The organism is Roseobacter sp., assembly GCF_024639605.1.
Taxonomy (GTDB): domain Bacteria; phylum Pseudomonadota; class Alphaproteobacteria; order Rhodobacterales; family Rhodobacteraceae; genus Roseobacter.
Genome location: NZ_JAHEHZ010000110.1, coordinates 1 through 11,683 on the forward strand (window position 1 = coordinate 1; position 11,683 = coordinate 11,683).

General features: G+C 62.7%; 14 protein-coding genes and 1 tRNA gene. 8 read left to right on the forward strand and 7 right to left on the reverse strand.

Annotation, left to right across the window (positions count from 1 at the left end; all coding sequences use genetic code 11):
- A partial coding sequence (locus tag Q0M35_RS13535; RefSeq protein ID WP_366519664.1) for a fatty acid desaturase occupies positions 1 to 226 on the forward strand: 226 nt, incomplete at its 5' end.
- 15 nt (positions 227 to 241) lie between these two features.
- On the opposite strand, the gene Q0M35_RS13540 is transcribed toward Q0M35_RS13535, so the two are convergent.
- Complete coding sequence (locus Q0M35_RS13540; RefSeq protein WP_295316182.1) at positions 242 to 2,419, reverse strand: DEAD/DEAH box helicase; 2,178 nt, start codon at positions 2,417 to 2,419, stop codon at positions 242 to 244.
- 184 nt (positions 2,420 to 2,603) lie between these two features.
- Here Q0M35_RS13540 and Q0M35_RS13545 point away from each other — a divergent pair, with 184 nt between their 5' ends.
- Both Q0M35_RS13545 and Q0M35_RS13550 read left to right on the forward strand, forming a co-directional pair.
- Entirely contained in the window at positions 2,604 to 4,058 is a 1,455-nt protein-coding gene (locus Q0M35_RS13545; RefSeq protein WP_295316184.1) for an aldehyde dehydrogenase family protein, read from the forward strand.
- A 77-nt stretch (positions 4,059 to 4,135) separates the two neighbouring features.
- On the forward strand, positions 4,136 to 5,053 hold the full coding sequence (locus Q0M35_RS13550; RefSeq protein ID WP_295316186.1) for a 2-dehydropantoate 2-reductase: 918 nt from the start codon (positions 4,136 to 4,138) through the stop codon (positions 5,051 to 5,053).
- Positions 5,054 to 5,082: 29 nt separating this feature from the next.
- On the opposite strand, the gene Q0M35_RS13555 is transcribed toward Q0M35_RS13550, so the two are convergent.
- Positions 5,083 to 5,158, reverse strand: a tRNA-Ala gene (locus tag Q0M35_RS13555).
- Between the two features lie 99 nt (positions 5,159 to 5,257).
- Complete coding sequence (locus tag Q0M35_RS13560) at positions 5,258 to 5,590, reverse strand: TIGR02300 family protein (protein WP_295316188.1); 333 nt, start codon at positions 5,588 to 5,590, stop codon at positions 5,258 to 5,260.
- Between the two features lie 111 nt (positions 5,591 to 5,701).
- Between Q0M35_RS13560 and Q0M35_RS13565 the strand changes: the two genes are divergently transcribed.
- On the forward strand, positions 5,702 to 6,394 hold the full coding sequence (locus Q0M35_RS13565) for a SprT family zinc-dependent metalloprotease (protein ID WP_295316190.1): 693 nt from the start codon (positions 5,702 to 5,704) through the stop codon (positions 6,392 to 6,394).
- 83 nt (positions 6,395 to 6,477) lie between these two features.
- A complete protein-coding gene (locus tag Q0M35_RS13570) occupies positions 6,478 to 7,128 on the forward strand; it encodes a GntR family transcriptional regulator (protein ID WP_295316192.1) in 651 nt (216 codons plus the stop codon).
- A gap of 4 nt (positions 7,129 to 7,132) precedes the next feature.
- Here the strand turns inward: Q0M35_RS13570 and Q0M35_RS13575 are convergent, their stop codons facing one another.
- Complete coding sequence (locus Q0M35_RS13575; RefSeq protein WP_295316194.1) at positions 7,133 to 8,095, reverse strand: acetyl-CoA carboxylase carboxyltransferase subunit alpha; 963 nt, start codon at positions 8,093 to 8,095, stop codon at positions 7,133 to 7,135.
- Between the two features lie 95 nt (positions 8,096 to 8,190).
- A complete protein-coding gene (locus Q0M35_RS13580; RefSeq protein WP_295316196.1) occupies positions 8,191 to 8,787 on the reverse strand; it encodes a LysE family translocator in 597 nt (198 codons plus the stop codon).
- 73 nt (positions 8,788 to 8,860) lie between these two features.
- Here Q0M35_RS13580 and Q0M35_RS13585 point away from each other — a divergent pair, with 73 nt between their 5' ends.
- Positions 8,861 to 9,313: an Lrp/AsnC family transcriptional regulator gene (locus Q0M35_RS13585; RefSeq protein WP_295316206.1), complete on the forward strand. Its 453-nt coding sequence runs from the start codon at positions 8,861 to 8,863 to the stop codon at positions 9,311 to 9,313.
- Here the strand turns inward: Q0M35_RS13585 and Q0M35_RS13590 are convergent.
- Together Q0M35_RS13590 and Q0M35_RS13595 are read right to left on the reverse strand one after the other, a co-directional pair.
- On the reverse strand, positions 9,294 to 9,794 hold the full coding sequence (locus tag Q0M35_RS13590; protein WP_295316198.1) for a DUF302 domain-containing protein: 501 nt from the start codon (positions 9,792 to 9,794) through the stop codon (positions 9,294 to 9,296). The two genes, Q0M35_RS13585 and Q0M35_RS13590, sit on opposite strands and share 20 nt — an antisense overlap.
- Positions 9,795 to 9,860: 66 nt before the next feature.
- The gene (locus tag Q0M35_RS13595) at positions 9,861 to 10,817 is read right to left on the reverse strand and encodes an L-malyl-CoA/beta-methylmalyl-CoA lyase (protein WP_295316200.1); all 957 of its coding nucleotides are present in this window, start codon (positions 10,815 to 10,817) and stop codon (positions 9,861 to 9,863) included.
- Between the two features lie 38 nt (positions 10,818 to 10,855).
- Here Q0M35_RS13595 and Q0M35_RS13600 point away from each other — a divergent pair, with 38 nt between their 5' ends.
- Together Q0M35_RS13600 and Q0M35_RS13605 are read left to right on the forward strand one after the other, a co-directional pair.
- A complete protein-coding gene (locus Q0M35_RS13600) occupies positions 10,856 to 11,056 on the forward strand; it encodes a hypothetical protein (RefSeq protein ID WP_295316202.1) in 201 nt (66 codons plus the stop codon).
- A 13-nt stretch (positions 11,057 to 11,069) separates the two neighbouring features.
- A partial coding sequence (locus Q0M35_RS13605; protein ID WP_295316204.1) for a DUF1611 domain-containing protein occupies positions 11,070 to 11,683 on the forward strand: 614 nt, incomplete at its 3' end.

Consider the following 11,683-nt stretch of genomic DNA (forward strand, 5'->3'; position numbering starts at 1 on the left):
GCAGTGGTTCACCGCCAATATCGGCATTCATCACGTGCACCACCTCTACTGCCGCATTCCGTTTTACCGCCTGACGGAAGTATTGCGCGACCACGGCGACCTCGCCCGCGCGCAACGCCTGGGCATCGCCGAAAGCATTGCCTGTGCGCGGCTGCATCTGTGGGACGAAAGCCAGCGGCGTCTTCTCTCTTTTGCCGAAGCGCGGGCGGTCTACGGCACCGCCTGACATCAGGCTTTGTCCTCAGGGTTTGCGGCGTGGCGTGGCGGATGGGCCGCGCTGCTGTTTCTGGCCGCGTTTGTGCGGGGGCACGAACCTTTTCGATGTATCGGCCGCGCGTTTGTTGCGGGTGGTTTTATCGGGCTTAGCTGCTGGCTTGCCGGGTTTTCCGGATGGTTTGCGGGGCTTGCGGTCTGCAGCCGGGGCGTCGGCACCGGTGCGTTCAGAGCGCGCGGTTTTTGCGGCCTCGCGGTTTTCCTTTGTCCAGACTGCTTTGGTACGCGGGGCCTTACTGCGCTCTGCATGGGGCGTACGGTCGCTCTTTGGCTTCGGCGCCGCCCCGGGCTTCATCGGGGACCGCTCGGTTTTGTGTGACTTTGGTGGTTTTTTGCCCTTGGGGGCCGCGGCGGGTTTATACGGCTTACGGTCCGCTTTTGGCGCTGCCACAGGTTTGTCGTTCGCGCGCTCCGCTTTTGGCGCGGGATCCCGGGCGAGTGCTGCATCAGGATTATAGGCGGGGCTGTCGTCACGCGGTTTGCGCGGTTTTGCCCCGGCGGGACGACCAGCCGGCCTGCCGCCGGGCCTGCCAGCCGGTTTGCCACCCGGACGCCCGGTGCCGCGTGTATCCGCGGGCGGGCCGTCGGCCCGCGCCAGTGTCACACCGTCTTCGAGGATCATTTCCGGGCCTGTGGCGGCTTCCAGTGCATCGGCGCGGCTGGCCAGCACTTCGATAAAGCTCGCGTCATCCCGGATGCGGATTGCACCGATGTCATCTTTGGTCAGATCGCCGCGACGGCAGATGAGGGGCAGCAGACGGCGCGGCTCGGCTCCCTGATTGCGCCCCATGCTGACCGTAAACCAGACCGAAGGTCCGAAGGTCTTGCGCGGCCGGTCGTCGGGAACATCCGGATCGGTCAGTTCCTCAGGCGCGGATTGCTTTGCCTGGCGCAGGTTCACGAAAGCCGCGGCCAGCTGTTCCGGGCTGAAACGCGCAGCAAGCGTTGTCACAAGCTCCTCCGCATCTTCGGGCACGGGCTCCGACCAGGCGGGGTCTTCCAGCAACCGGGCCTCGTCCCGTTCGCGCACCTCGGCGGCGGTGGGGGCGGCTGCCCATTCGACCTCCTGCAACTTCGCCCAGCCCACAAGGCGATGCGCTTTGGTACGCATTTTCGGCGGCACGATCAGCGCGGAGACACCTTTACGGCCCGCTCGTCCCGTGCGCCCTGAGCGGTGCAGCAGCGTGTCGGAATTTGACGGCAGATCGGCATGGATGACCAGTTCGAGATCGGGCAGGTCAATGCCGCGCGCGGCCACATCGGTGGCCACGCAGACGCGGGCGCGCCCGTCGCGCAGGGCCTGCAGCGCATTGCTGCGTTCGGATTGCGTCAGTTCACCCGAAAGCGCCACAACAGAGAACCCGCGGTTGGTCAGTCGGGCCGTCAGGCGTGCGACTGCCGCACGGGTGTTGCAGAACACAATCGCATTACGCGCCTCGTAAAAGCGAAGCACGTTGATGATCGCATTTTCTGCGTCGCGCGGATGCACGGTGAGCCCGCGATAGGTGATATCGGCGTGCTGGCGCGCTTCGCCCTGCGTCGTGATGCGCTGCGCGTCTTTCTGGTAGCTTTTGGCGAGTTTCGCGATGGCCGTCGGCACGGTCGCGGAAAAGAGCAACGTCCGGCGGCTCTCCGGAGCTTCGGAGAGGATGAACTCCAGCTCCTCGCGAAATCCCAGATCGAGCATTTCGTCGGCCTCATCCAGCACCACGGCGCGGATCTCCGACAGGTCGATATTGCCGCGTTTGATGTGATCACAGAGGCGCCCGGGCGTGGCCACAACAACATGCGCGCCACGATCAAGCGCGCGCCGTTCGCTGCGCTGGTCCATGCCGCCGACGCAGGAGGTCACCTCGGCACCGGCATCAGAATAAAGCCAGGTCAGCTCCCGGCGGACCTGCATGGCAAGCTCGCGCGTGGGTGCGATAACCAGCGCGAGGGGGGCGCCCGCCGGGCCGAAATGCGTCTTGTCGCCGAGCAGTGTGGGCGCGATAGCGAGCCCGAACCCCACTGTTTTGCCGGAGCCAGTCTGGGCGGAAACCAACAGATCTGCATCATTCAGCGCGGGATCTGTGACAGCCTCCTGAACCGGCGTCAGCGTGTCATAACCCTGTCGGGTCAGGGCCTGGGAGAGTGTCTCTATCACGAAATTGTCCTGTCATCTGCGCGGCCGGCAGGGCCGTCTGCGGGCGGTGTCGCGCCGCTGTTGCGGGCTCGTTACGCCTTTGCGCGCCGGGAGTCGATGGGGCATCTGCAGGCACGTACGCAACGTTGCAGCGCAAACGCGGGCGGGGCAGAGTGGAGGCAACAGCCCGCAGGAGGAACAAACGATGACACTCAGACCGATGGATTCAGACCCGGGTCACTGCCTGATCGGGGGCCGTTGGGGGCCGCCTGATGCCGGCGAAACGCTGGATCTGATCAATCCGTCCGATGGCAGCACGCTCTGTGCCGTGGCGGCAGGGACAGCGGCAGATATCGACCGGGCCGTTGGGGCAGCGGAGGCGGCTCTTGAGGGCCCATGGGGGCGTATGACTGCAGCAGAGCGCGGCCGGGTGCTCGCACGCACCGGGGCGCTGGTGCTGGAACATGCCGGTCACCTCGCAGAACTTGAAGCGCTGGATGTAGGCAAACCGCTCACCCAGGCGCGTGCAGATGTGGCGGCCCTCGCGCGCTATATGGAGTTTTACGCAGGCGCTGCAGATAAGGTGCACGGCGCCACGATCCCCTATCTTGATGGCTACACTGTCTATACCCTGCGCGAACGGCAGGGCGTCACCGGGCACATCATTCCATGGAATTACCCGATGCAGATCATCGGACGCTCGGTCGGTGCGGCGCTGGCAACGGGCAACGCCTGTGTGCTTAAACCGGCAGAAGAGGCCTGTCTGACGGCACTGGCCTTCGGGGAGCTGATGCGCTGTGCCGGTTTGCCCGACGGAGCGCTGAATGTGGTGCCGGGCAGGGGGGCCGAGGCGGGTGCCGCACTCAGCGGGCACGCGCGCGTGCAGCATATCTCCTTCACCGGATCGGTCGCGACAGGCCGGCTGGTGCAGCAGGCTGCGGCTCAGAATGTGGTGCCGGTGACGCTGGAACTCGGCGGCAAATCTCCGCAGCTCGTCTTTGATGATGCTGACATCGACGCGGCCCTGCCGTTTCTGGTGAACGCGGGGATCCAGAATGCGGGCCAGACCTGCTCCGCTGCCTCGCGTATCCTCGTTCAGCGCGGGGTGTATGACCGGGTCGTGAGCGCTATGGCTGAGCGCTATGCGGCGCTCACCGTCGGCCCTGCGATGAACGACCCGGACGTCGGCCCGCTGATCTCGCACCGGCAGAGAGGCATCGTGGAGGGCTATCTTGAGAAAGGTGCCGGTCTTGAAGTGGCCGCACGCGCAGAGCTGCCCGGTGATCTGCCGGAAAACGGCGCCTGGGTAGCACCCACACTGTTTGCCGGGGTGCCGCCAGGGCACGTGCTGGCGCAGGAGGAAATCTTTGGCCCGGTGCAGGTTATCATCTCCTTTGACGATGAGGCGGAGGCACTGAGCATCGCCAATAACACCGGCTACGGGCTGGTGGCTTCCGTCTGGACGCGGGACGGCGCGCGGCAGATGCGGCTGGCGCGGGCGTTGCGGGCGGGTCAGGTCTTTCTCAATAACTACGGTGCAGGCGGCGGAGTGGAACTGCCCTTCGGGGGCACCGGGCTTTCAGGGCACGGGCGCGAAAAAGGCTTCGAGGCGCTCTATGGCTTCTCTTCATTGAAAACCGTAGCGGCTCTTCACGGGTAGGCCGGCCGGCGCACTCTTAACAAATGCCCCCTGCACGGTATTCTGAAACACGAATCCATGGTTTTGAGGAAAAAGACATGCGCATAGCGATGATGGCGACAGGGGGCATCGGCGGGTATCTTGCCGTCAGACTGGGGCGCGCCGGCCATGAGGTCGCAACCATCGCGCGCGGCGATCACCTCGCGGCGATCCGGAAAAACGGCCTCGTGCTGGAAACGTCCGAAGGCTCCGAAACGCTGACCCCCTGGAAAGCAACCGACACCCCTGAAGAGGTGGGTCCGGTGGATGCCATCATCTTTGGCGTAAAAGGCGATGCGCTGGAAACAGCGGCAGAGGGCTGCAAACCGATGCTGGGTCCCGAAACGGTGGTCGTGCCGTTCCTCAACGGTGTCGAGGCGGCAGAGCGACTTGCGGCAATCCTGCCCGCGCAAAACGTGGCGAACGGGACGGCCGGCGTATCAACGACGATTGCGGCCCCCGGCGTGATCCGGCAGACCGGCGCGTTTAACCGGTTCACCTTTGCTGAACGCGACAGCGCGCCATCAGCACGGATCGATGCACTGCGCGCCGCGATCAGTGCTGCAGGAGCAGAAGCACCCGAAACAGATGATATTGAGCGGGAGGTCTGGACCAAGTTCGTATTATTCTCGGCGGTTTCGGGGATCACGGCTGCTGCGCGGTGCACTGTCGCAGAAATCACCGGAACACCTGAGCTTGGCAAGCTCTATCGCAACGTTATGGCCGAAACGGCGGCGGTCGGTCGAGCCCGTGGCGTTGCGCTGCCGGATGACCTCGTGGAGCAGCTCTGGGAGAGAATGGCGGGTATGCCGCCACAATTGCGGGCGTCAACGGCCATTGATCTGGAGCACGGCCGCCCGCTGGAGATTAACTGGGTTTCGGGAGCAGCGGCCCGTCTTGCGAAGAAGGCAGGTGTTCCCGCGCCAAATAACGCTGCACTCTATGCGCTGCTGCTGCCCTACAGGGACGGGCGCTGATGGCATCTGTCAGAGTGGCGGCGGAGGTTTGGTGGAGCCTAGCGGGATCGAACCGCTGACCTCCTGCATGCCATGCAGGCGCTCTCCCAGCTGAGCTAAGGCCCCTAAAGGGTCGGATATCTGAATCCGGTGCGCCGGGTATTAGGCGCAACGCGGGGCGGGATCAAGCGTAAAAGTACCCCCGCCACACGTCTTTTCAACAGATCAGCTGTCGTCGTCGTCAGCTGCGACGTCCGCGATCTCTTCGAGCGGCACGTTGTCGTCGTCATCCTCGTCGTCGTCGAGCAGATCATCATCCAGATCCACATCCACGTCGTCCTCATCGTCAAGAACGACTTCTTCTTCTTCCTCTTTTTTCGCTTTTGCCTTGGCCGATACGGCGTCTTCGGCATCTGCGGCGATCATCCGTGATTTGGACATGTCCACCTCGACCACTTCGCCCGTATAGGGGCTGACGATCGGGTTGGCGTTCAGATCATAGAAACGCTTGCCGGTTGTGGGGCAGAGGCGCTTCGTTCCCCATTCTTCTTTGGGCATGAAAAACCCCCTTTGCATTTGTGGTTCAGGTGTAGATGATTCCGGCCAAGTGCCATATGAGGCGGTGGCTGTAAAGACCCGCCGCGCCTGTGCCGCAGACTGAGAGACGCTATGTCGGACGTGATTTTAGAGGGCGACCCGCCCATTTCCCTTATCCTGCGCCGTTCTGCGCGGGCAAAGCGGATTTCGCTGCGCATTTCGCAGCTTGACGGCCGGGTGACGCTTACCCTGCCGAAACGGGTTCCCGAGGCCGAGGCGATCAGCTTTGCCCGCGAAAAAGAAACGTGGATTCGCGGCCATCTCGACGCGCGCGGCAGTGATGTGGCTGTAGCCCCCGGAGCGGAACTGCCCATCGGCGGACAGTTGCACAGGGTTGTCGCGGGCTCAGGACGGCGGGTCAGTTTTGCCCCGGGCGAAGTGCGCGTGCCGGGGGCCGCCGCACGCACTGGCCGCAGGCTTGAGGGCCACCTGAAACAAATCGCACGGGCGCGCCTTGCAGACGCTTCGGATCATTACGCCGAACGGCTCGGACGGTCCTATGACCGGATTACCCTGCGCGATACCCGCTCGCGCTGGGGCTCGTGCAGTAGTGACGGGCGGCTGATGTATTCCTGGCGTCTTATTCTGGCGCCCCCTGAGGTGCTGGATTATGTCGCGGCCCATGAGGTCGCTCACCTGGCGGAGATGAATCATTCGGCCGCATTCTGGGACGGTGTGCGCCGGATTCACGGGGAATATGCCGCGCCGCGCCGCTGGCTGCGGCAGCATGGGGCCGACCTGCACCGGTATCGCTTCAACATCTGATCCCATTCCCGGCCGGAGAGGTGTTGCAGGTGTGATCACAAAAATGGCTTGACGGGCGGATAAGGCGTGATCACAAAAGGAGTATGAACCTGAACCCCCGCCCGGCCGATGCTGCCCCCGCCGCCCACGACCGGATTTACCGGACCCTGCGCACGCGCATCATGCAGGGTGATCTGTCACCCGGGCAGCCGATGACACTGCGCGGGATCGGCCGGGATTATGGTGTCTCGATGACGCCTGCGCGCGAGGCGGTACGGCGACTCGTGGCTGAAGGGGCGCTGACGCTGTCATCCTCGGGACGGATATCAACGCCCGAACTCAGTAACGAACGTATCGAAGAACTTGCCGCACTGCGCGCGCTGATTGAAGTGGAACTGGCCAGCCGGGCACTGCCACGGGCACATATGGCGCTGATCGAACGGTTGCAGACCATCAACACCGCAGTCGCCGAGGCGGTCGCACACCGCGATGCCGTCAGCTATATCCGGACCAATCTGGAGTTTCACCGCACGCTTTATCTGCGCGCTCAGGCGCCGGCGATGCTCGCCATGGCAGAGACCGTCTGGCTGCAGCTTGGCCCCACCATGCGCGCTCTTTACGGCAAGCTGCGCAAGACCGAACCGCCGCAGTTTCACCGTCTGATCATCGCGGCACTGCGGGCGGGCGACGAGCCCGGGCTGCGGCTCGCAGTCCGCTCTGACGTTACGCAGGGGTTGAGGATGCTCGCCAGCTGAGCGGTCAGGCGGCGAGGCCCTTGCTGCCGAGACCGAGAAATTTGCGCCGCCGGTCGCTGATCAGTGCGTCGCGTTCTTTGCCAGAAAGATCTTCGAGCATCGCTTCGATCGCTTTGCCGACCGATGCGATGGAGGTTGCCGGATCGCGGTGTGCGCCGCCCATAGGCTCCGCGATTATCCGGTCGATGACGCCAAGATTTTTGAGATCCTGTGCGGTCAGGCGCAGCGCCTCGGCCGCTTCGCGCATTTTTTCAGCATCTTTCCACAGAATCGAGGCGCAGCCCTCGGGGCTGATCACTGAATAAACAGAATGCTCAAGCATCGCGACGCGGTTGGCCGTTGCAAAGGCCACAGCCCCGCCCGAGCCACCCTCTCCGATGATCACCGAGACAAGCGGCACGCCGATCTGCAGGCATTTTTCTGTGGCGCGCGCGATGGCCTCGGACTGTCCGCGCTCTTCGGCGCCTTTGCCGGGGTAGGCGCCGGGCGTGTCCACCAGCGTCACCACGGGCAGATCAAAGCGATCCGCCAGATCCATCAGCCGGATCGCCTTACGATAGCCTTCGGGCCGGGCCATGCCGAAATTCCGCTCTATGCGGGATTTGGTGTCATTGCCCTTTTCGTGCCCGATCACCATCACCGGCTTGTCACCGATGCGGGCCAGACCACCCATCACCGCGTGGTCATCGGCAAAGTTCCGGTCGCCGGCGAGCGGCGTGTAATCCGTAAAAAGCGCGTTGATATAGTCAATGCAGTGCGGGCGTTCGGGGTGTCGGGCCACCTGGCATTTGCGCCAGGGGGAGAGAGATTTATAGAGGTCCTGCAGAATGGCGCGCGCTTTGGTATCAAGCGCGGCAGCCTCCTCGGTCACATCCATCTCGGCGTTGGCCCTCGCGAGCGCGCGCAGTTCTTCGGCTTTCCCCTCAATCTCGGCGAGAGGTTTTTCGAAGTCCATATACTGGGTCATCAGGAGCGCTCCGCTTGTGCTCTGCGATTATATGCCGCTGATTCCAGGGCAATGCAACGGCCAGAGGCCGACGTAAGGTCAAAGTCCGGCGCGCGTTATCCCTGCACCAGTACCGGCCAGAGCGATGCCATCAGCAGCGCAGCCATCGTCAGGTTAAAGGCCCTCAGGCGCCCCGGGCTGGTCAGAAGGCGCGTCATCTGCTGACCAAGAGCGGTCCACATTGTAATCGCCGGTAGATTGACGATGCCGAAAACCACCGCCACGACCGCGAAGGCGGTCAGCGTCGCGTCCGTCGCGTAGACGGAGAGAGCCGTGAGTGCCATGGCCCAGGCTTTGGGGTTGACCCACTGAAATGCTGCAGCCTGCAGGAACGTCATCGGACGGCCCTTTGCATCTGCGGCGCTGGACGGTGCAGCGCGCGCGATCTTCAAAGCAAGCCAGGTCATATAAACAACTGAGAGCACTTTGAGGATCTGATAGCTGAGCGGCCAGGCATCGAATATCTGCACGAGGCCGGCCCCCACGGCGATGATCATCACCGAAAAGCCGACAGATATTCCGAGCATATGAGGCACCGTCCGGACAAACCCGTAATTTGCGCCCGACGCCATCAGCATCAGGTTGTTGGGTCCGGGTGTCGCGGAACTTACAAATGCAAACGTGGCGAGGGCGATAAGAAGGTCAGCTGTCATGCCTGCAACAATTGCCTGTTTGCAGCGCTGCAGGGTTGCAAAGTTGGACAAAATGCGGATAATTTCGCAATATATGCCGGAACTGGATCCAAAATCAGAACAAATATTGCGCGAGCTTACAGCCAATGGGCGCATCAGCAATATTGAACTGGCAGATCGCGTGGGATTATCCCCGTCTGCCTGTCTGCGCCGGGTGCAGGAAATGGAGCGCAGCGGTCTGATCAAAGGGTACCGTGCGGTGCTTGACCGGGCGGCGATGGGTGCGGGATTTGTGGCCTATGTGGGCGTGGGGCTGGGCGATCACTCTAAAAAGAGCCAGGAGGCCTTTGAGCGTGCCATCGCGCGTGCGCCTGAGGTGCGCGAGTGCCACAACATCACCGGCACCATTGAATATCTGCTGCGGGTGGAATGCGCTGATCTGCCCTCCTACAAACATTTTCATACCGATGTTCTCGGCGCGCTGCCACAGGTGCGCTCAATGACCTCATATGTTGTCATGGGCTCGCCTAAGGACGAGCGCGCGTGATCCGCGCCACCTGTTTTGTGGCATCGGCTGCGATCAGCTCAAAGCGCGCGTCAAGATCACGCACCAGTGCTTCCAGCGCCGCGCCGCCTTCATCGACATAGGGCGCAAAAACGAATGACGGTTTTTTATAAGAGAGCGTCGCGGTGCCGTCTTCCGCTTCGGTCACGTAAAAGCGTACAGGCGCCTCGATCATCGCCGCCGTTGAGAGGTTCAGAATTTTCACCGCAAAATCATTATTAAAGACCCCGACGACGCGATTTTCAGGTATCTCGATGCCGCGACCGCGCGCAGCGGCTGTGGGTCCCGCCTGGGTTACGACGCCCATCCCGTTTCTGCTTACGGCCTTTTTAAGATCGGCCATCAGGGTCGCGTGATCGCGGGTCGTTTCCATCACGACCCAGCCGTCACGCGGCGCGATGTCACCGGCAAACGCAACCGCGGGGAACATGGAAGCCGCAATAAATGCCGATATGATGCGCATGATCCGTTCCTTCACTGATCCGGTCAGAGAGGCACGGCGGGACGCGCGGGGCAAATCAATCCTGCGTCATCCGGCGATCAATTCCGATTGCCGCACGATCACCTCGGCCTGTTTGATCGAGGCAATATCGACAAGGCGACCCTTGTAGACGGTGGCGCCTTCGCCGCGGGTTTTGGCCTCTTCCATTGCGGCGAGGATTTCGCGGGCCTCGGCCACGGCGTCCTCGGACGGGGTGAAAACCTCGTTGGCCAGTGCGATCTGTTTGGGGTGAATGGCCCATTTGCCGACCATGCCGAGCGTGGCGGAGCGCAGCGCCTGGGCGCGGAACCCCTCGTCGTCGGAAAAATCTCCAAAGGGGCCATCGACGGGCAACACACCGTGGGTCCGGCAGGCGGCCACGATCGCGGCCTGGGCCCAGTGCCAGGGATCGGACCAGTATCTATCGCCCTCGCGTACCATGAAATAGTTTTCCTGCGTGCCGCCGATGCCGGTGGTCTGCATACCCATGGAGGCGGCGAAGTCCGCGGCACCAAGACTCATGGCCTGCAGGCGGGGGGAACTTGCGGCGATCTCCTCAACATGGGCGATGCCGGCGGCGGATTCGATGATGACCTCAAAACTGATCTTTTTGCTGCGGCCTTTGGCGGTTTCAACGGCGGTGACAAGTGCATCGACCGCATAGACATCTGCAGCACAGCCCACTTTCGGGATCATGATCTGATCCAGCCGCTCGCCGGCCTGTTCCAGCAGATCGACAACATCACGGTACCACCAGGGCGTATCGAGCCCGTTGATGCGCACGCTGAGGTATTTGTTGCCCCAGTCCACCTCTGAGATAGCGGCGATGATACCGGCGCGCGCGGCGTCCTTGTCGCCGGGGGCGACGCTGTCTTCAAGATCGAGGTTGATCACATCCGCCGCAGAGGCTGCCATTTTCGCGAACAGCGCTGGCCGTGATCCTGGCCCGAAAAGCTGGCAGCGGTTGGGACGGGCCGGGGCGGCAGGCTGAAGGCGAAAGCTCATAACGGATCCTTGGGTAATATAATTACGGTTGCGCTCCCGTGGCTGATATTAAATTACGCTCCATGCTGCAAGTGCATTTCGCGCCTGCAGCATGGAGGCATTTCTGCGCGCGGCCGGATCGCCGCGGAAATTTTGAGCAAACGAAGCGGATTGCAGAATATTTTTGCACAGATGCCCGGGATCGCGCGCTAAAAGCGATGTCATTGCGCGCGATCCGCGTCAGAGTGCAGCAGAAATGACGGAGATAAGCCCATGATCGAAACACCCTATCTGCTGTTCCTCGGGGACGCGCCGGACCAGCTCTCGGCCAAAGTGGCCCAGGGGATCAGGGACTGGCGGCCGGAAAATGCCGTTGGTCAGTTCCGCATGGACGGGTGCAATGCGACTGTGGGGTTGCAGGACATGACGCTGGAAGAGGCGCAGGCGGCAGGGGCAAAGACCCTTGTGATCGGGGTTGCCAATCGCGGCGGGACAATTGCCGCATCCTGGCGCAGCGTGCTGATCCGGGCGCTGGAGATGGGGTACGACGTGGCTTCGGGCCTGCATAACCTGCTGCGTGACGCGCCCGATCTGGTTCAGGCCGCGCACACTGCCTGCCGCAGCCTGCATGACGTGCGTATTCCTTCCGAACCCTATCCGATTGCCAGCGGCGTAAAACGCACCGGCAAACGCGTGCTGGCTGTAGGGACCGATTGTTCTGCGGGCAAGATGTACACGGCACTGGCACTGGACGCCGCCATGCGTTCGCGCGAGATGAAGTGCACCTTCCGCGCGACCGGGCAGACGGGCATTCTGATCACCGGTTCCGGCGTGCCGCTCGATGCGGTGATTGCCGATTTCATGGCCGGCTCCATCGAGCATCTGAC